The sequence below is a fragment of the Microbacter sp. GSS18 genome (genome assembly GCA_029319145.1).
GTDB lineage: Bacteria > Actinomycetota > Actinomycetes > Actinomycetales > Microbacteriaceae > Microbacterium.
Map to the genome: position 1 here is coordinate 3,767,639 of CP119753.1, position 19,106 is coordinate 3,786,744.

19 protein-coding genes are annotated in these 19,106 nt (G+C 69.8%); 10 read left to right on the plus strand and 9 right to left on the minus strand.

Annotated features, from left to right (window positions below; translation table 11 throughout):
• Positions 1-84 precede the first annotated feature (84 nt).
• The 3 genes from P0L94_17450 (at position 85) to P0L94_17460 (ending at position 2,045) form a co-directional block, all read left to right on the plus strand.
• Positions 85-312, plus strand: a complete 228-nt coding sequence (locus tag P0L94_17450) for an RNA-binding S4 domain-containing protein (GenBank protein WES64237.1) — start codon at positions 85-87, stop codon at positions 310-312.
• 153 nt (positions 313-465) lie between these two features.
• Positions 466-810 carry a metalloregulator ArsR/SmtB family transcription factor gene (locus tag P0L94_17455; GenBank protein ID WES64238.1) on the plus strand — a complete coding sequence of 115 codons (345 nt, stop codon included), beginning with the start codon at positions 466-468 and terminating at the stop codon, positions 808-810.
• Positions 807-2,045 (plus strand): MFS transporter, encoded by a 1,239-nt coding sequence (locus P0L94_17460; GenBank protein WES64239.1) that lies wholly within the window; start codon positions 807-809, stop codon positions 2,043-2,045. The genes P0L94_17455 and P0L94_17460 overlap by 4 nt, the downstream gene beginning before the upstream one ends.
• A gap of 49 nt (positions 2,046-2,094) precedes the next feature.
• Here P0L94_17460 and P0L94_17465 read toward each other — a convergent pair whose 3' ends face one another.
• The 4 genes from P0L94_17465 to P0L94_17480 are packed head-to-tail and all read right to left on the minus strand — an operon-like array spanning position 2,095 to position 6,963.
• Positions 2,095-3,783: an alpha-amylase family glycosyl hydrolase gene (locus P0L94_17465; GenBank protein ID WES64240.1), complete on the minus strand. Its 1,689-nt coding sequence runs from the start codon at positions 3,781-3,783 to the stop codon at positions 2,095-2,097.
• A gap of 49 nt (positions 3,784-3,832) precedes the next feature.
• A complete protein-coding gene (locus tag P0L94_17470; GenBank protein WES64241.1) occupies positions 3,833-4,747 on the minus strand; it encodes a carbohydrate ABC transporter permease in 915 nt (304 codons plus the stop codon).
• Entirely contained in the window at positions 4,747-5,658 is a 912-nt protein-coding gene (locus tag P0L94_17475; GenBank protein ID WES64242.1) for a sugar ABC transporter permease, read from the minus strand. The genes P0L94_17470 and P0L94_17475 overlap by 1 nt, the downstream gene beginning before the upstream one ends.
• Positions 5,659-5,688: 30 nt before the next feature.
• On the minus strand, positions 5,689-6,963 hold the full coding sequence (locus tag P0L94_17480) for an extracellular solute-binding protein (protein WES64243.1): 1,275 nt from the start codon (positions 6,961-6,963) through the stop codon (positions 5,689-5,691).
• A 146-nt stretch (positions 6,964-7,109) separates the two neighbouring features.
• On the opposite strand from P0L94_17480, the gene P0L94_17485 reads away from it, so the two are divergent.
• The gene (locus P0L94_17485; protein WES64244.1) at positions 7,110-8,144 is read left to right on the plus strand and encodes a LacI family DNA-binding transcriptional regulator; all 1,035 of its coding nucleotides are present in this window, start codon (positions 7,110-7,112) and stop codon (positions 8,142-8,144) included.
• Between the two features lie 45 nt (positions 8,145-8,189).
• On the opposite strand, the gene P0L94_17490 is transcribed toward P0L94_17485, so the two are convergent.
• Positions 8,190-10,256: an acyltransferase family protein gene (locus tag P0L94_17490; GenBank protein WES64245.1), complete on the minus strand. Its 2,067-nt coding sequence runs from the start codon at positions 10,254-10,256 to the stop codon at positions 8,190-8,192.
• Positions 10,257-10,501: 245 nt separating this feature from the next.
• Here P0L94_17490 and P0L94_17495 point away from each other — a divergent pair, with 245 nt between their 5' ends.
• On the plus strand, positions 10,502-10,825 hold the full coding sequence (locus P0L94_17495) for a DUF3467 domain-containing protein (protein ID WES64246.1): 324 nt from the start codon (positions 10,502-10,504) through the stop codon (positions 10,823-10,825).
• Positions 10,826-10,968: 143 nt separating this feature from the next.
• Here P0L94_17495 and upp read toward each other — a convergent pair whose 3' ends face one another.
• Entirely contained in the window at positions 10,969-11,601 is a 633-nt protein-coding gene (gene upp, locus P0L94_17500; GenBank protein WES64247.1) for a uracil phosphoribosyltransferase, read from the minus strand.
• A gap of 37 nt (positions 11,602-11,638) precedes the next feature.
• Here upp and tadA point away from each other — a divergent pair, with 37 nt between their 5' ends.
• Together tadA and P0L94_17510 are read left to right on the plus strand one after the other, a co-directional pair.
• Positions 11,639-12,100, plus strand: coding sequence for a tRNA adenosine(34) deaminase TadA (gene tadA, locus P0L94_17505; protein ID WES64248.1), 462 nt, complete (start codon positions 11,639-11,641; stop codon positions 12,098-12,100).
• Between the two features lie 72 nt (positions 12,101-12,172).
• A complete protein-coding gene (locus P0L94_17510) occupies positions 12,173-12,940 on the plus strand; it encodes a DUF2306 domain-containing protein (protein ID WES64249.1) in 768 nt (255 codons plus the stop codon).
• Here P0L94_17510 and P0L94_17515 read toward each other — a convergent pair.
• From P0L94_17515 to P0L94_17525, 3 genes are read right to left on the minus strand one after another with little or no spacing between them, the layout of a single operon-like run.
• Positions 12,937-13,866, minus strand: a complete 930-nt coding sequence (locus tag P0L94_17515; GenBank protein WES64250.1) for an LLM class F420-dependent oxidoreductase — start codon at positions 13,864-13,866, stop codon at positions 12,937-12,939. The two genes, P0L94_17510 and P0L94_17515, sit on opposite strands and share 4 nt — an antisense overlap.
• Before the next feature lie 11 nt (positions 13,867-13,877).
• Positions 13,878-14,843, minus strand: coding sequence for a cation diffusion facilitator family transporter (locus P0L94_17520; GenBank protein WES64251.1), 966 nt, complete (start codon positions 14,841-14,843; stop codon positions 13,878-13,880).
• A gap of 46 nt (positions 14,844-14,889) precedes the next feature.
• A complete protein-coding gene (locus P0L94_17525; protein WES64252.1) occupies positions 14,890-16,002 on the minus strand; it encodes an alpha/beta hydrolase in 1,113 nt (370 codons plus the stop codon).
• Positions 16,003-16,144: 142 nt separating this feature from the next.
• Between P0L94_17525 and proC the strand changes: the two genes are divergently transcribed.
• From proC to P0L94_17540, 3 genes are read left to right on the plus strand one after another with little or no spacing between them, the layout of a single operon-like run.
• Positions 16,145-16,984, plus strand: coding sequence for a pyrroline-5-carboxylate reductase (gene proC / locus P0L94_17530; protein ID WES64253.1), 840 nt, complete (start codon positions 16,145-16,147; stop codon positions 16,982-16,984).
• 54 nt (positions 16,985-17,038) lie between these two features.
• On the plus strand, positions 17,039-18,406 hold the full coding sequence (locus P0L94_17535) for a potassium transporter TrkG (protein WES64254.1): 1,368 nt from the start codon (positions 17,039-17,041) through the stop codon (positions 18,404-18,406).
• Complete coding sequence (locus P0L94_17540) at positions 18,399-19,094, plus strand: TrkA family potassium uptake protein (GenBank protein ID WES64255.1); 696 nt, start codon at positions 18,399-18,401, stop codon at positions 19,092-19,094. Before P0L94_17535 ends, P0L94_17540 begins: the two co-directional genes overlap by 8 nt.
• Positions 19,095-19,106: the final 12 nt, after the last annotated feature.

Consider the following 19,106-nt stretch of genomic DNA (forward strand, 5'->3'; position numbering starts at 1 on the left):
GGGCTGCCGGCCTGGCGACGTGCTCGTCGGCGGGCAGCACGAATGCCGGCCCGAGGCCGATGCGCCGTCGACTAGCATGCGGGCATGACGACTCCAGCTCCGATCGACGACGTCTCGATCGGCGGTGAAGGCATTCGCCTCGGTCAGTTCCTCAAGTTCGCCGGGCTCCTCGACTCCGGTGGAGACGTGAAAGAGGCCATCATCGACGGCTACGTGCTCGTCAACGGCGAGGTCGATCGCCGCCGCGGACGCCAGCTGCAGCTCGGCGACGTCGTCGCCTTCGACGGACGCAGGGTGCGCGTCTGCCCCTGAGGGCGGCGATGCGGGCCGTCGACGAGAACAAGGCTCAGCTGCTTGCCCGGTGGGGACACCGAGATCGCTCCGAGCCCGTCGGCTCGCGGAGATCACGGCAAGCGGGGACAGCGGTCTGCTGTGCCGATTCTCGCGCTGACTTAGTATCTACGTATGCACGCAGATACGTATGGTGCTCGGCTCCGGCCCGACAGTGAGTTCGTCGATGTGGCGGTCGAGGTCTTCCGGCTCCTGGCGGACGCGACCCGCATCCGGATCGTGCTGGCGCTGCGCGGGCGAGAGCTGCCCGTCAACGACCTCGCCGACGCGGTGGAGCGAAGCCCGGCGGCCGTCTCGCAGCATCTGGCGAAGCTGCGGTGGGCCCAGGTCGTCCGGGTCCGCAAGGAGGGCAACCGGGTGTTCTACCGGCTCGCCGACGAGCACGCGCATCGACTGGTCGTGGAGGCGATCATGCAGGCCGAGCACGCGGTCGAGGAGTCTCCCGGCCACCACGCATGATCGAGGTCCTCCGCAATCGCACGTACCGGACGCTGTTCGGCGCGCAGGTGATCGCGCTCATCGGGACGGGGCTGCTCACCGTCGCCCTCGGGCTGCTGGCGTTCGATCTGGCCGGGAACGCCGCCGGATCCGTACTGGGAACGGCGCTGACGATCAAGATGGTCGCGTACGTCGGCGTCGCGCCGTTCATGGCGGCGCTGGTGGATCGGATGCCGAAGAAGGTCGTGCTGGTCGGCGCCGACGTCATCCGGTTCGCGATCGCGCTGATGCTCCCGTTCGTCACCGAGACCTGGCAGATCTACGTGCTGGTGTTCGCGCTGCAGTCCGCGTCGGCGACGTTCACGCCCGCCTTCCAGTCGCTCATCCCGACCGTCCTGCCCGACGCGCGCGACTATACGCGTGCCCTCGCGCTGTCGCGGCTCGCGTACGACCTCGAGGCGCTGCTCAGTCCGATCCTGGCCGCCGCACTGCTGACGATGGTCGCCTACAGCGACCTGTTCCTGGGGACCGCGTTCGGGTTCGCCGCCTCGGCGACGCTCGTGCTCGTCGCGGCGATCCCGGTCCACGCCACAGGCGCCGAGACCTCGACATTCTGGCAGCGCCTCCCCGAGGGCATCCGGGTCTTCGTGCGCACGCCCGAGCTGCGGTTCCTCGCCCTGGCGAATCTGGTCGTCGCCGCGGGAACCGCACACGTACTGGTGAACTCGGTCGTCTACGTCAAGGCCGTCTTCGGGCTCGGCGACTCCGCCCTCGCCCTCACGCTCGGCGCCTACGGAGTGGGCTCCCTGCTCGTGGCGCTGAACATCCCCCGGCTGGTCGATCGCCTCGGGGTCATCCGCACGATCCGCGCCGGGCTCGTCACGATCGTGGTGGGGCTGACGGCGGCATCCGTCGTCACCCTCTTCGCTGTCGTCGACGGCGCCGGATGGGCGGCCGTCCTCACGGTCTGGGTCGTGCTCGGAGCGGGCACATCCCTGGTCGGCACGCCCTCGTCGCGCCTGCTCGCCGATGCGTCGACCCCCGCCAACCGGAACCTCGTGTACACGGCGCAGTTCGCGCTGTCGCACGCGTGCTTCCTGATCGCGTACCCCCTCGCGGGGTGGATCGGGGCGTACAGCCTCGTCGGCGCGGCCGCTGTGCTGACCCTCGTGGCGGTGGCGGGAGCCGTCGTCGCGGCGGCGAGTCGAGCCTCGCGGGAGACCCGTCCCCGCCATCGCGTCCGACGCCCCCGATGACCGCCGGCGCGGAGCGCTGCGACGACGGCCCGGCCGGAGGTCCCACGGGTCAGGATCGGGTTTCCCCGATCCATACGGTTGCTTCCCCCGGAACGGCGCCGCCCGAGACGGGCGCGCTCGAGAGCCGCACCGGGACGCCCGCGGGCAGCGGGTAGGGCTCGGAGCCGAAGTTCGTGACCACCTGCCATCCGTTCGGGCGCGCGAACCACAGGACGTCGTCGCGTCCGGTCTCGACCCACGTCAGCTGCTCGGCGGACTGGAGTTCGTGGCGGAGGGCCAGCGCCCGGCGGTAGAGCGAGAGCGTCGAGGAGTCGTCGCCGTCCTCGACATCGACGGCAGACGAAGAGAACCACGACGGCTGCGGCAGGTGAGCTCCGTCCTCGCCGAATCCGAACGACGAGCCGGTCGGCGACCAGGGCAGCGGCACGCGGCATCCGTCCCGCCCGATCTCCGTCCCTTCGGTGCGGAAGAAGGTCGGGTCCTGGCGCTCGTCGTCGGGGATGGCGGTCACCTCGTGCAGCCCGAGCTCCTCGCCCTGGTAGAGGTAGGCCGAGCCCGGGAGCCCCAGCATGAACAGCGTGGCGGCGACCGCGCGACGCCGGCCGCGCTCGCGGTCGAGGTCCGCGTCATCGCCGCCGCCGTGGAGCCAGTCGCGGACGTGCGTCATCAGCTCGGTGGTGCCCTGTCCGGCGACGCGAAGCCCGTAGCGGGTCGCGTGCCGGACCACATCGTGATTCGAGAGCACCCACGTGCTCGACGAGCCGGAGCGGGCCGCGAGCTCGAGGCTGTCGGTGACGATGCGGCGGAACTGCGCGGCGTCGAAGTCGGCTTGGAGCAGCTCGAAGTTGAACGACTGGCCGAGGCTCTCGGGACTCGCGTAGCGCGGGACGCGGTCGGAGGCGACCCAGGCCTCGGCCACGGCCGTGCGGGGTGGGTCGTACGAGTCGAAGACCGCCCGCCACTCGGCGTAGATCTCGTGCACGTCGTCGCGGTCGATCAGCGGATGGTTGCCGTCGATCGGGATCAGGGCGAGTTCGTCCCGCGTCGGGAGCGGCTCGGTCAGGTCCTTGGTGAGCATGTGCGCGACGTCGATGCGGAACCCGTCGACCCCGCGATCCGACCAGAACCTCAGCGTCGAGACGAAGTCCTCGTGCACATCGGGGTTGTCCCAGTTGAGGTCGGGCTGCTCGGTGGCGAAGTTGTGGAAGTACCACTGGCCGTCTTCGACGCGATGCCACGCCGGTCCGCCGAACACCGACACCCAGTCCGTGGGAGGCTCGGACCCGTCCGGGCCCGTGCCGTCGCGGAAGATGTATCGGTCGCGTGCCGCCGATCCGCGCCCGGCCGACAGCGCCTCCTGGAACCACGGGTGCAGGTCGGAGGTGTGGTTGGGGACGATGTCGACGATCACCTTGATGCCGCGCTCATGCAGCGCGTCGACCATGGCGTCGAAGTCGTCGAGCGTTCCCAGCCGCGGGTCGACGTCGCGGTAGTCGGCGACGTCGTATCCGCCGTCCGCGAGCGCGGAGGGGTAGAAGGGGCTCAGCCACACGGCGTCGACGCCCAGCGCCGCCAGGTAGTCGGCGCGCGAGACGATGCCGGGGATGTCGCCGAGCCCGTCGCCGTTCGCGTCGGCGAAGCTGCGGGGGTAGATCTGATAGACCGTGGCCTGTCGCCACCACAGGGCGGCGCTGGCATCGATGGCGGTGTCGACACGGGGGTCGGCGGCGGTTCTCACGGAGTTGAGTCCTTTCGAGGTGTGATGTGAGTGATCCGGTGCGGCGGGCTCAGCCCTTGACGGCGCCCTGCGTGACGCCCTCCATGACCCACCGCTGCGTGAACAGGTAGACCACGATCGCCGGGGCCATCGCCATCAGGTACGACGCGAACGACACGTTGTAGTTGTTGCTGAACTGCGTCTGGAAGATGCTCTGCACCACCGGCAGCGTCTGCAGCGCCGGCTGCGAGGTGATCAGGGACGGCATCATGAAGTCGTTCCAGGAGGCGAGGAAGGCGAAGATGCCGATCGTGGCGCTCATCGGCGCGAGGAGCGGGAAGATGAGGCGCCAGAACGTCTGCCAGGTCGTGGCTCCGTCGATGCGGGCGCTCTCTTCGAGTTCGAGCGGGATCGAGCGCAGGAACGCCGTGAACAGCAGGATGCTGAAGCTGAGCTGGAACATGATGTGCAGCAGCGTGACGCCGATGGGATTGTCGAGCCCCAGCAGCCCGGTGAGCTGGATCTGCGGCAGCGCGACGACCGGGAACGGCAGGAACATCGCCGCGAGCAGGTAGAAGAACGACCAGCGGAACAGCCGCCGATCCCAGTTGCGCGAGATGGCGAAGGACGCGAGCGCGGCCAGGAGGATGGTGCCGGCGACCGTGCCGGCTGTGACCAGCGTCGAGATCAGCAGCGCGACCGGGAAGTTCGTCAGCTCCCAGGCGGCGACGAAGCCCTCGATCGAGAACGGCGCCGGCAGCGAGAAGGCGTTGCCGTCGGCCGCCTGGGACTGGGTCTTGAACGCCATCGACAGCGTCACATACAGGGGCACCAGGACGGTGATCGCGCAGAGGATCAGGACGATGGTCGTCGACCAGCTGATGCGCTCCCTGCCGACGCGTCGTCGCTTGGGCGTGGGGACGGTGTGCTCGAGGACCTCTTCGGCCTCGCTGGCCTGGAATGCGAGAGCGGGCTGGACGGACATCAGAAGGAGCTCCTTCCCCGCGTGATCGACAGCTGTGCTGCGGAGATCACGATGACGATGATGAAGAACAGGGTGGCGTTGGCCATCTGGTAGGCGTAATCGCCCCCGGTGAAGCCGGTGACGATGGTCATGGCGATGCTTCGCGTGGCGGTTCCCGGGCCGCCGTCGGTGAGGCCGACGATGATGTCGTAGGCGTTGAGGAAGTTCTTGAAGCCGAGGATGACGTTGATGACGACGTAGCCGGCGACCAGTGGCAGCGTGATTCGCAGGAGCTGCTGCCGCTTGCTCGCACCGTCGATGTCGGCGGCCTCGTAGACCTCACCGGGGATCGACAGGAGGCCCGCGATGTAGATCAGGAGCGTTCCGGGGATCGCCTGCCACGCGGTGACGATGACGATCGCCACCCACGCCCAATCCGGATTCGCCAGGATGCTCTCGCTCAGGACGTTCAGCCCCAGCGCCTGCCCGACCGCGGGCACGGAGTTGGAGAACAGGAAGTTGAAGACGTAGGCGATGATGATGCCCGAGATGACCATCGGGATCACGAAGATCGCCCGCAGGCCCGTCTTGAACCGGATGCTGGCGGTCAGCCCGACCGCCAGCAGGAACGCGATCACGTTGACGGCGATGACCGTGACGATGGCGAAGCCGAACGTGAACAGGTAGCTCTGCAGTATGGCCGGGTCGGAGAAGATCGCGACGTAGTTGATGAAGCCGACGAACTCCCAGTCGCCGAAGCCGATCGAGTTGGTGAAGCTGAAGAAGATCCCGATGACCGCCGGAACGGTGATCGCGAGCGTGAACAGGATCAGGCTCGGGAGGAGGAAGAGGTAGTAGACGCCGTCGACTTTGCGACGGGAGCGGACGTCGGCCCCCGGGGGGACGGTGACGACAGCGGTGGTGCTGGCCATGGTGTTGGTCCTATCCGTTCGAGTCGGGGGTCACTGCCGCAGCGCGACGCGCGCCCAGTCGGCATCCATCGTCTGGAGGGTCTGCTCCGGATCGGCGCCGAGCACGATGCCCTGCAGATAGTTGTGGACGGGAATCGTCTGCGGGACCTGCTGCGTCGCGCCCTGGTAGAACGCCGCGCGGTCGAAGTACTCCTTCATCCCGGTGATGCGGGGGTCGGTCACGGGGGCGGCATCGACGGTCGTGCCGTAGCCGAGCTGCGCGGCGTTGTAGGCGTCCATGACGTCCTGCTGGAACAGGTAGCTGAGGAAGGCCCGGGCCGCCTCCTGGTGCGGCGACACTTCGGGTATCCACGCCGCGAGGTCCAGATTCACGCGGACCTTCAGGTCGCCGGGATCATCCGTCATCGGTAGCGGGAAGGTGCCGAGCTCCAGGTCGGGGGCCGTCTTCGCGATCTCCCCGAACGCCCACGGCCCCTGGAGGTACATCGCGGCCTCGCCCTGGGCGAAGGCGAGGTTGCCGTCACCGTACCCGCGGCTGGGCGCATCCTGGTTCGTGTAGGCGTCGCTGAGCTCCAGCATCTTGGCGACGGGCTCTGCCATCGTCTTCTCGAACGACACGGGCGAGTCCGGACCGACGTCGGTGCCCAGCGCGTTCATCTCGTCGTAGAACCCGGCGACGTCGACCATGCCGCCGACGCTGTAGTCGAACCACCCCTGGCCGACGGTCCACGGATCGGCGAACGTCGCGTAGAACGGGGTGATGCCGGCGGCCTCGAGCGTGTCGCACACCTCCAGCAGCTCATCCCACGTCGTGGGGACCTCGAGGCCCTGGTCGGCGAAGATCTCCTTGTTGTAGATGACGGATGCCGCCATCACCGAGTACGGCAGCACGCTGGTCCGCCCCGGGTAGGTGGCGTACTGGTCCACGAGCGCCTGCACCTCGGGCAGGATCCGGTCCGCCTCGGGCATGTCCGAGAGGTCGCTCAGGGCGCCGCGCTCCATGAAGCGCGCCATCTCCATGTTGTAGTTCAGCAGCGCGAGGTCGGGCGGGTTGCCCCGGACGAAGCCCGCCTGCAGGTTGGCGGACGTGTCGAAGACGACGTGGACGTCGTCCTGCGACTGGTTGTACTCCTCGATCAGGTCGCGGAAGTACGGAATGGCTTCGGGCTTGCTGAGGTGGAAGGTGATCGACTCGGGGCCGCCGCCACCGGCGCCGGCCGCGCAGCCGCCGATGACGCCCGTCACCGTCATCAGCGCGACCACCGCCCCGGCGCGAAGCGCTCTGCTGCGTGAATTCTCTGGCACGTCGTCGTCCCTTCTCCGGCTGCGTCGCCGAATGCATTGGAAGCGTTTCCGATAGAGAACTACAAATCTGGTCGGGAGTCAAGGCCTATCAAAGGAATATACGTCGGAAACGCTTCCATACCTCCGGAAAGCGATAGCCTCACTGCGTGGCTTCCAATGAGAACGTCCTCATGCGCGACGTCGCGCAGCGTGCCGGCGTCGGCGTCGCGACGGTGTCGAGGGCGCTCAGCGGCGCCCCCGGCGTCTCGCCGGTCACACGCGCGCGCATCCAGGAGATCGCCCGCGCCATGGGCTACGTCGTCTCGCCCGAGGCGTCCCGTCTGGCCAAGGGAGTGACGGGGCGGGTCGCGGTGGTCGTGCCGCATGTCTCCCGGTGGTTCTTCGGCGCCGTCGTCGAGGGGATCGAGCGGGTGCTCGGCCCGACGGGGACGGATGTGCTGCTCTATCAGGTGCCCGACGAAGCGTCGCGCCACCGCTTCTTCAGCGAGCTGCCGGCGCGGCGCAAGGTCGACGGTGCCATCGTCGTGGGAATCCCCATCGATACGGACGAGGAGCGCGCGCTCCACACCCTCGGCGTCCAGATCGTGACGGTGAGCGGCATCATCGTGTCGGGTCGCGGCGACACGTCGGTGTTCCCCTCTGTGAGGGTCGACGATGCGGCGGCCGCGCGTCAGGCAGCCGCTCATCTGCTCGCGCTCGGTCACCGACGCATCGGCGTGATCGGCTCGCGGGAGCCCACCATCCCGGAGTGGTTCGTCGACATTCCGCGCGCACAGGGGTTCAGCGAGGCGCTCACCGAAGCAGGGCATCCGCTCGAGCCCGAGATGATCGTGAACGTCGACTGGAATCCCGAGAACGCCGCGCGCGCCGCCGGCCGGCTGCTCAGTGCCTCGCCGCCGCCGACGGCGGTCTTCGCCCACTCGGACGAGCTGGCCGTCGCCGTGATGCGGACCATCCGGCGCGCCGGCCTGCGCGTGCCCGAGGACATCTCGGTGATGGGCGTCGACGACCATCCCATCGCCGCGCTGACCGACCTGACGACCATCGCGCAGCCGGCGGCCGAGCAGGGCGAAGAGGCGGCCACGATGATGCTCGACCTGCTGGCCGGCCGGGAGACCGAGACACAGGTCCTGCTGCCGACGATGCTCGTCCCGCGCGGCAGCACGGCGCGCCCGAGATAGCGCGCCCGAGACGCCCGCCGGGCACTGTTCTGGGCGCGACGACGGTCAGCGCGGCGACGCGCTCACGCACAGACTCGCGTGCTCGAGCGCATCGTCCCGGCACGCGGCCAGGGCCGCGCGCAGCGGCACGGCGAGCGTGCTGGCGAACGTGTTCGTGAAGTGGTTCCGATCGCGGTACGCCAGGACGTCGCCGATGACCGGCACGCACTGCATCGTGGTGCACAGCGCATCGCTGAGATCGAGAACGGCGATATCCTCGGGCACGTCCGCGTCGGCGAGCAGAGCGTCGAGATCGCCGAAGATCTCGTTCGCGGGCCGCGCGCAGTCGGCGATCACGTCGGCGGCGAGGACGCACTCCGGCACCGGCTGGAGGAAGCGTGGGGTGTCGCGGATGCCGACGACGCTCACACCCATCTCGACCAGCCAGCGCCATCCCTCGACCTGATCGGCCGGAGGCGCCACCTCGCCGTTGTGGACCGTCGTCCACGTGAGGATCACGACCACGACGTCCGGCGGATCCGTGCGCAGCGCTTCGGTCACATTCGCCGACCACGCGCGGCAGGGCCGTGCGTCATCGCCGGATTCGGCCAGCCCCCAGCGGCACGCATGCTTGACCACGGCGCTCAGATGCCAGGACTCGTCCTCTGCCACCACCTCCCACGCGGGAATCCAGTGCTCGGTGTGGGAGCCGCCGAGGAGCAGGACATCCAGCGTCGCGTCCTCGGGCTGCACGATCTCGCACACCACCGCCTCCTGCCCGAGGGTGGTGCGGTCGGGAGCCCGTGGGCACTCGTGGCCGTCGACGAGGATGTCGTCGTGCGCGGCGAACCACGCGCTCGGCCGGAACTCCGAGACGGCGCCGGCCTGCGGCGCCGCGGCGGCGCCCGGGTGCCCGGCCGACGGCTCCGAGACCGCCGCGCGCTCGCGGTCGATCACCGCGGTCATCGCGAAGACGCCGGCGAGAGCCGTCGAGCCCACCACGACCAGCGGAACGGCGGTCATGGTCAGGAGTCGACGAGGAGACACGCGCGGGCGGAGCCGGACCACGGGTCGCTCCAGCAGATGGTAGGTGAGGATCGACAGGACGAGCGAGATCCCGAGCACCACGAACGCGCCGACGGTGCCCAGTTCGGGATGACCGCGGGACGCGACGTAGAACACGGCGACGGGCCAGTGCCACAGATACAGCGGGTACGACAGGTCGGCCAGCCACACCAGCGGTCGTGATGTCAGGATGCGACCGGCAGGCCCCCGGTCGCCGGCGGCGAGGACGATGAGGGCCGCACCTCCGACCGGCCACAGGGCCGCCGGTCCGGGGAACAGCGAACCGCCGTCGAAGAGGAACCCGCTGGAGATCACCATCGCGAGGCCGACCATCGCGAGCAGCGACCGCGTGCGGGCGCCGAAGCGGAGGCGTGTCGCGACGAGGCCCAGGAGCGCACCCGCTCCGATCTCCCAGAACCGGGTGAACGAGTCGAAGTAGGCCACCATCTGGTCGACGCGGACGAACCACATCGCATACGCGAAGGATCCTGCGGTCGCGAGCGCCGTCACGGTGATCAGGATGCGGCCGGCCAGGCCGCGGTCGGCCCGCGCGAGCGCCAGGGTCGCCAGCACCACGATGGGCCACAGCAGCAGGAACTGCCCCTGGATGGCGAGCGACCAGAAATGCTGCAGCGGATCCGCTGCCGACGACACCGCGCCGTACGCGAGACCCGTTTCGATCAGCTGCCAGTTCTGGTAGTAGAACGCGGATGCCGCCAGTTCCCGCCCCACGTCGATCCAGCGCGTCGCCGGGAGCACCGCGACGGTGGCCACCCCGACGGCGAGGAGGACGACGGTCGCGGACGGGAACAGCCGCGACGCAGCGCGCGAGTAGTGTCGCGTCACGGAGAAGCCGGGGCGACCGAAGCGGGACAGGACCTCGCGGGCGGCCAGAAAGCCGGTGACGAAGAGGAACACGTCCACGCCACCCGAGACCCTGCCGGCCCCGAGAAGATGGAAGACGACGACCAGCGTGAGCGCGACGCCGCGCAGGCCCTGCAACTCGGCGATGAAGCCGCTCGGGGACGCGTTCGATGTCCGCGAGCCAACATCGAACGCTGTCGCCACCCCGACCCTCCCCGCGATCCCCAGGGACACATTGCACGACAGGCGACCCGCGAGGCAAACCGGCGCCGTCCAGGGCTCTCCGCGCCGGCTCGAGGAGGCGCCGTCAGCGGTCCCTGAGGCTCATCGACCCGCATTCGAGCCGCCGCCCCGGCCGCGGAGGGGACCGACGGTCCCGCCGCGTGCCCGGCCAATCCCGCGCGTCCGCGGGCCCGGTGCGTAGACTCACGCACGACGGAGGAGGATGCATGGCCGAAGAGGCGCCGCGCCAGTTCGAGATCGATCTGCCCCCGGAGCTGATCGGCGGTGCCTACGCCGACTTCGCGAACGTGTGGCACACGCCCACGGTGTTCGTGATGGACTTCCTCACGCTCGCCAAGCCGCCGAGCGACCACGTCGATCCCGAGACCGGCGAGCGTCGCACGCTCGTGCCGGCGCGCGTCGTCAGTCGCATCCGCATTCCTCCCGAGCAGGTCTTCGAACTCGCGAAGGCCCTGACCCAGCAGCTGGAGTTCTGGGAGCAGGAGACCGGCCGGCGCAAGCCGCCGGACTCGCTCCTCGAGGACGAGTAGGCCGCGCGCGAGGGGCTGTCAACCCCCGCTCTCGTGCCCGGCGCTCGACATAGCCTGGCGATGCGCCAACCGGCGCACGTGCGGTGCCCGTTCGGCGAGGGGCGGGCACCGCACCGCCCTCGGCGCCACCCGCGCGGGCTGGATCAGACGGTGCCGTACAGGCGGTCGCCCGCGTCGCCGAGGCCCGGGACGATGTAGCCCTTCTCGTTGAGCTTCTGGTCCATCGCGCCGAGCACGAGCGTCACATCGCGGCCGTCGACCTGCTTCTCGATCGCCGCGACACCCTCGGGAGCGCCCAGCAGGCAGATCGCGGTGACGTCCTGCGCGCCGCGCGCGAACAGGAACTCGATCGCGGCGCCCAGCGACCCGCCGGTGGCGAGCATCGGGTCGAGCACGAAGCACTGGCGGTCGCTGAGGTCGTCGGGCAGGCGCTCGGCGTACGTCGATGGCTCGAGCGTCTCTTCGTTGCGGACCATGCCCAGGAACCCGACCTCGGCGGTGGGGATGAGCTTGACCATGCCCTCGAGCATGCCCAGTCCCGCGCGCAGGATCGGCACGACGAGGGGACGGGGCTCGCTGATGCGCACGCCTGTGGTCCCCGTCACCGGCGTCTTGATGTCGACGCTCTCGACGCGGACGTTGCGGGTCGCCTCGTACGCCAGCAGCGTCACGAGTTCCTCGGTGAGCTGGCGGAACACCGGCGACGGCGTGCGCTCGTCGCGCAGGGCGGTGAGCTTGTGGGTGATGAGCGGGTGTTCGGCGACGTGCAGGCGCATACGCTCAGGTTAGCCGGTGACGTCCTACCCTCGTGATGTGGACATCGCCGCGTCGGACCAGGCCGCCATGGAGCGCGCGCTCGAACTCGCCGCCGCCGCCGGAGAGGCCGGCGACGTGCCGGTCGGGGCGGTGGTGACGGATGCCGACGGCACCGTCATCGGCGAGGGACGCAACGTCCGCGAGGTCACCCACGATCCCACCGGGCACGCCGAGATCGAGGCGATGCGGCGCGCCGCGGCCGCCATCGAATCGTGGAACCTCGAGGGCTGCACGCTCGTGGTCACGCTCGAGCCGTGCGTCATGTGCGCGGGCGCGCTGCTGCAGGCACGCATCTCACGGCTTGTCTTCGGAGCCTGGGACGACAAGGCCGGCGCCGCCGGCTCGATGTACGACGTCGTGCGCGACCGTCGCCTGCCGTACCGCGCCGAGGTGATCGGGGGCGTGGAGGCGGAGGCCGCGACGGCCCTGCTGCGGGACTTCTTCGCCGACCGGCGCTGACGCGGTCAGCCCTCCGAAAGACGGGGGATAACCCGGTGTCCGCGCCCTCCCGTCGTCCCTAGCGTGAAGCTCATGGCCGCGTCGACCACCACCTCGCACACCCCCTCGCCCGCCCCTGCATCGCCCGGGCCCGCGCCGGCGGCATCCGCTCCGCCGATGCTCCGCTCCCGCGTGGGCTGGACCTTCGTGGTGCTCTCGGCTCTGGCGATCGTCGCCTTCGCGGCCGTCCCCTATGCCACCGGCCCGCTCGACGCTCTCGCCGAGCAGCAGGTGGGACTCGCCGAGGCCTACGCGGCGCAGCCGCCGGTCGTCCAGCTCGCCCTCTACGTCCACATCGCGGGCGGGTCGATCGCCCTCGTGCTCGGCGCCCTGCAGTTCTGGCGCGGTCTGCGCGACCGCCTGCCGAACGTGCACCGCTGGTCCGGACGGACCTACCTCGTCTCGGTGGGGCTCGGCGGTGCCGCCGGGCTGGCGATCTCGTTCGTCAGCCCTGCCGGCTGGGTCGGGCTGTTCGGCTTCGGAGCGCTCGCCGTGCTGTGGCTGCTGACCGGCTGGCGCGCCTACCGGGCGATCCGCCGCGGCGACGTCGCGACGCACCAGTCATGGATGATCCGCAACTACGCCCTGACGTTCGCCGCGGTCACCCTGAGGCTCTGGCTGCCGCTGCTGCTGCTCCTGCCGCTGTGGCTCGGCATGCCGTGGGACTTCGACGCGGCGTGGGCGAACGCGTACGCGGCCGTGCCGTTCCTCGCGTGGATGCCGAACCTGCTCGTCGCGGAGTGGCTCATCCGCCGCCGCGGCCTGCCGTCGTATCGCCTGACGCCCGCGGCGCAGTCCTAGCGGGGCAGGTGCGGCAGCACCTCTTCGCCGAGGAACTCCACGTGCTCGGGGTCCTGCAGATCCATGAGCTGGAAGTAGACGCGCTCGGCGCCGAGGGCATGCAGGCGCTCGACCTTCGCGACGATCTCGTCACGTCCCCCGACGATGTTCGCGTCGTTGCGGTAGTCGGCGACCGTTCGGCCGACAGCGGCGGCGCGGCGCTCGAGGTCGGCATCCGACCCTCCCGCGAGCGTCGGCAGTGCGACCGACATCTTCAGGGTCGCGGGGTCGCGGCCCTCGGCCTCGCACGCGCGGCGCACGTTCGCGAACTTGTCGGCGGCGACGGCTTCGGGGACGAACCCGATGTTGAACTCGGTCGCGTACCGGGCGGCGAGCGCCGGTGTGCGCTGGGGGCCGCCGCCGCCGACGATCACCGGCACCGGCTGCTGGACCGGCCGGGGGAGCGCTGGTGCGTTCTCGAGCGTGTAGTGCGCCCCGGCGAACGAGTACGTCTCGTCGGCCGGCGTCGACCACAGGCCCGTGATCAGCGCCAGCTGCTCCTCCAGAAGGTCGAAGCGCTTCGCGGGGAACGGGATGCCGTAGGCGCGGTGCTCCTCCTCGAACCAGCCGGTGCCCAGGCCCAGCTCGACGCGGCCGCCCGACATGGCGTCGACCTGGGCGACCTGCACGGCCAGGACGCCGGGCACGCGGTACGTCACCGACGACACGAGCGTGCCGAGGCGCAGCGTCGAGGTCTCTCGGGCGAGGCCGGCGAGCGTCGTCCAGGCATCCGTCGGCCCGGGGAGCGGGGAGCCGGGACCCATGCGCAGGTAGTGGTCGGAGCGGAAGAACCCCGTGAACCCGAGACGCTCGGCGGTCTGCGCGAACACCAGCTGGTCGTCGTAGCTCGCGCCCTGCTGGGGCTCGGTGAAGATGCAGTACTCCAAGAAAGGTCCTGTCAGTCGGCGGAGCGGATCACGACCTGCTCGGTCGGCGGCTCGGGTTCGGATGCGGGGCGGTAGATGTCGGGTTCGACGTAGATGACGCGGGCGGCGGGGACGACCTCCCGCACGCGCGCCTCGACGGTATCGATGGCCGCGGCGACCTCGCCGAGCGAGACGTCGGCCCGGAAGCCGAGCTTGGCGGCGACCATGAGCTCGTCGGGGCCGAGATAGAGGGTCTTGATGTGGATGATCCGGCGCACCTCGGGACCGTCCTGGATGGCGGCGACGATGCGACGGTGGTCGCTCTCGGTCGCTCCCTCGCCGACGAGCAGGCTCTTGGTCTCGATGCCGAGGGTGATCGCGACGAGGATCAGCAGGGTGCCGATCATGAGGGTGCCCAGAGCGTCGAAGAGCGAGTTGCCGGTTATCGCGGTGAGGCCGACGCCGAGCAGGGCGAACGCCAGGCCGGTGAGGGCCGCGACGTCCTCGAGCAGCACGACCGGGAGCTCGGGCGCCTTGGCCCGGCGGACGAACGCCACCCACGACTGATCCTTCGCGCGGACCGCGTTGGACTCCTTCACCGCGGTGCGCAGCGAGAACGACTCGAGGCCGATCGCGATCAGCAGCACGATGATCGGCAGCCATGCATTCTCGAGCTCGTGCGGGTGGGTGATCTTGTCGACGCCCTCGTAGATCGAGAACAGCCCGCCCACCGAGAACAGGATGATCGCCACGACGAACGCGTACACGTAGCGCTCGCGGCCGTAGCCGAACGGATGCTCGCGGTCGGCCTTCTTCCTCGCCTGGCGGCCGCCGAGCATCAGAAGCAGCTGATTTCCCGAGTCGGCGACCGAGTGGATCGCCTCGGCGAGCATCGACGCCGACCCCGAGATGAACCATGCGATGAACTTCGCCAGCGCGATGCCCATGTTCGCCAGGAACGCGGCGATGATCGCCTTGCCGCCGCCGGATGCGCTCATGCGGTCGAGTCTAGGGACCTGAAGGGACGACAGGTCCCGTCGGATGTCAGTCCGAGGCGCGCAGGATGATCGCCTCGGTCGGCGGGGCCGGGTTCTGGGGCTGGCCGATGTAGCCGATGTGCTCGAGCAGCGCGTGGCGGAACTCCGCCGGGCGCTCCAGGTGGGCCGAGTGCCCGACGCCCTCGAGCGCCACCTCGGTGGCCCTGCCGCCGCGTGCGCCGTACTCGCCGAGCACGTCGCGCGTCTGCGAGACCATCTCCTGCGCGGGGGCGATATCCGCGCCGGGCCAGCCGGGCACGACCCCCAGGGCGCCCAGGTGGTTGATGTCGTAGAACGATGCGTCCGAGACGATCGCGTCGGCGGTCCCGTGGATCCAGAGGATCGGCGGCTTCGGGTCGAGGTCCACGATGCCCGACACGTCGAAGTACTTCGGCGCCATGGTGTTGAGCACGCCGCTCGTGCCGGCGGCGAATCCCGGCCAGTTCTCGGACGAGGTGGAGTCGCCCGGGTAGTTGCCCGACGCCGTCGAGGTGGACAGCATCGATTCCACCCAGACGTCCTCGTTCTCGGTGGTGTACCCCTGCGCGACGTATCCAGAGCGGAACACGCTGCGCGGTGAGGTCGCGGCATCGGTCGAGGTGTCGCCGTCGTTCAGGCGCTGGATGAAGTCGGGATTGCCCGTGCCGCCGCCGCAGCCGGCGTCGTCGTCGGTCAGGCGCGTGCCGTCGCGGCGCGTGCCGCCGAAGCCGTAGGGCGACACCGGCGACTGCAGCGTGAGGCTCAGCACCGGGTGGTCGAGGGCGTACTGCATCACGACGCCGCCGCCCATCGACCAGCCCACGAGATGGACCGGGCCCACGCCCATGGCCTCGAGCGCGGCGTGCACGTCGTCGCTGAAGTCGCGGACGCCGCGCGTGGCGTCGATGGGCGCGTGCTCGCTGCCGCCGAAGCCGCGCAGATCGATCGCGATCACGCGCAGGTCGTTCGGCAGATCCTCCATGATCTCCTGCCAGAACAGCGACGACGAGACGTTGCCGTGGATGAGCACCACCGTGCGCTCCGGCGGAGTCGCCGGGTCGTCGCCGGACCTCTCGAGGACGTTCACGCGCAGGCGGGGCGTGTCGATGACGCGCTCGGTGATGCCTTCGAACAGGGTCATGGCTGAATCCTCCACGGTGGTGCGCCGGGGCCTCGACGCCCCGTTGCCTCGATGATAGACCGCGAACCTCAATATGAACGAGGTTTCAGGTTCGTGTGTCATCGGCAGCCGGAACGCCACGTGCGCGACCTAGGATGGCGGCATGCCCGACACACCGCTCCCCTCGATCGCGATCCTCGGCGCCGGCTCGATGGGCGGCGCGATCCTGCAGGGCCTGGTCGCCTCGCAGGCGGCTGCGGCGGGTGTCACCGTGACCAATCGCACGACGGCCAAGGCCGAGGCGCTCTCAGGGCTCGCGGGCGTCACGAGCATCGCCCTCGAGACCGAGCCCGACGGCAATCGCGCAGCCGTGCGCGGGGCCGGCGTGGTGCTGATCGGCGTGAAGCCCGCGATGGTCCCCGACCTGCTGCGCGAGATCGCGGAAGACCTTCGCCCCGGCGCCATCGTCGTGAGCCTCGCCGCAGGGGTCACCGTCGCGACGTTCGAGCAGATCCTCGGCCCCGACGCGATCGTCGTCCGCTCGATGCCGAACACCCCCGCGGTCGTGGGCAGGGCGGTCACCGGGATCGCGGCGGGAACGCTGGCCACCGCCGAGGCGATGGCGGTCGTGCGCGCGCTGTTCGAGACCGTCGGCGTCGTCGTCGAGGTCCCCGAATCCCGGATCGACGCGCTCTCGACGATCTCGGGATCGGGGCCGGCGTACGTCTTCCTCCTCATCGAGGAGCTCACGAAGGCCGCGATCGGCAAGGGCTTCGACGACGGCGAGGCGCGGCTGATGGCCGAGCAGACCTTCATCGGCGCGGCGGCGCTGCTCGCCGCATCCGGTGAGGATCCCGCCGAGCTGCGACGCCGTGTCACGAGCCCCAAGGGCACCACGGAGCGCGCCATCGCGGTGCTGCAGGACGCCCGTCTCGACGAGGTGTTCACCCGCGCCACGGATGCCGCGCTCGCGCGTGCCCGGGAGCTCGCCGCCGGAGCGTGACACGTTCCGGCGGGCGTGGCGCAGCGCCGCCGCAACCGGCGTAGATTCACGATCGTGCCGATCATCGACCTCGCGCGCCCGTGGCGCAGGCGCCGATTGCGCGTTCATCCCGCCCAGGCGGTGGTGCTCGGCTTCGCCGGGGTCATCCTGCTCGGCGCGGTGCTGCTGACGCTGCCGATCTCGGCGGCCTCGGGGATGGCGACCGACTTCGACGACGCCGTCTTCACGGCGACCTCGGCGGTGTGCGTGACGGGCCTGGTGACCCTCGACACCGCCACGCACTGGAGCGGCTTCGGCCTGACGGTGATCATGCTGCTGATCCAGGTGGGCGGCCTCGGCATCATGATCGTGGCGTCGCTGATCGGGGTGCTGCTGGCCCGGCGGCTCAGCGTCCGGTCGCGCTTGAACGCCGCGGCCGAGACGACGGCCATCGGGCGGGACGACGTGCGCCGCGTCGTGAAGGGGATCGTGCTGATCTCGTTCTCGATCGAGGCCGTCGTCTTCGTCCTGCTGTTCCTGAGATTCGTCGGCGCCTACGGCTACAGCTTCGGCGAGGGCCTGTGGCACGCGCTGTTCCATGCCGTCTCCTCGTTCAACAACGCCGGGTTCGCGCTCTACACCGACAACCTGATCGGGTTCGCGACCGATCCGTTCATATGCCTGCCGATCTGCGCCGCGATCATCCTGGGCGGTCTCGGGTTCCCGGTGATGATCCAGCTGCGGCGCGAGTGGCGGCATCCGCTCCACTGGACGATGAACACGCGCCTCGTGCTGTGGGGGACCGCACTGCTGCTGGTGGTAGGCACCGTCTACATCACCGCGATCGAGTGGTCGAACCCCGGCACCCTCGGCCAGTACGAGAGCCCGTGGTCGCGCCTGCTCATCGGCTTCTTCCATGCCGTGCAGGTGCGCACCGCGGGGTTCAACTCCGTCGACATCGGGCTCATGCACGACGAGACCTGGGTCGGCATGGACGTGCTGATGTTCATCGGCGGCGGCCCTGCCGGAACCGCCGGCGGAATCAAGGTCACCACCTTCGGCGTGCTGTTCTTCATCCTGCTGACCGAGCTGCGCGGCGAAGGGGCCGTGAACATCTTCGGCAAGCGCCTGTCGCGCGCCGTGCACCGGCAGGCCATCTCGGTCGTGCTCGTCGCGATCGGCGCCGTCATGACCGCCGTCGTTTCGATCATGATCATCACCGGACTCCCGTTCGACCGCGTGCTGTTCGAGGCGGTGTCGGCCTTCGGCACCGTGGGACTGTCGACGGGCATCACGTGGGAGATGCCGCCGGCCGCCGAGCTGATCCTCGTCGTGCTGATGTTCCTCGGCCGCATCGGCCCGCTGACGCTCGGATCCGCGCTCGCCCTGCGCGATCGCCGGATCCTCTACGAGTACCCGAAGGAGAGGCCCGCCATTGGCTAAGTTCTCGCTGTTCGCCGACACCTCGCGACGTATCGCCGAGGTCGACTCGGTCGTCGTGATCGGGCTCGGGCGCTTCGGCGCCGCGCTCGCCGAAGAGCTCATGGCGTCGGGCACCGAGGTGCTCGGCATCGACACCGACGAAGAGATCGTGCAGTCCTACAACGGCGTCCTCACGCAGGTCGTGCGCGCCGACTCGACGAAGGAGGAGGTGCTGCGGCAGCTGTCGGTCGACCAGTTCGACCGCGTCGTCGTCGCGATCGGGCACGACGTGCAGGCGTCGATCCTGACCTCGTCGATCCTGCTGCTGCTGAAGGTGCCCGTCATCTGGGCGAAGGCCGTGGGTGAGCAGCACGGACGCATCCTCGAGCAGCTCGGCGTGCACCACGTGATCTACCCCGAGCGCGAGATGGGGCGCCGCGTCGCCCACCTCGTCCGGGGTGCGGCCCAGGACTACCTCGAGATCGAGGTGGGGTACTCGCTCGCCAAGCTCGTCGTGCCGGCATCTTTCACCGGGACGCCGCTGGGCGAGACCGATCTGCGGCGCAGGCACGGCGTGACGGTGTCGGCGTTCAAGCCGACGGACGGCGCGTGGCGCAACGCCGAGAACAGCACGGTGCTGCAGCCCGGCGACAAGATCCTCATCGTCGGGCCGACCAGCCGCGTGGAGGCCGTGGCTCAGCTGCGCTGACCTCGCGCTCTC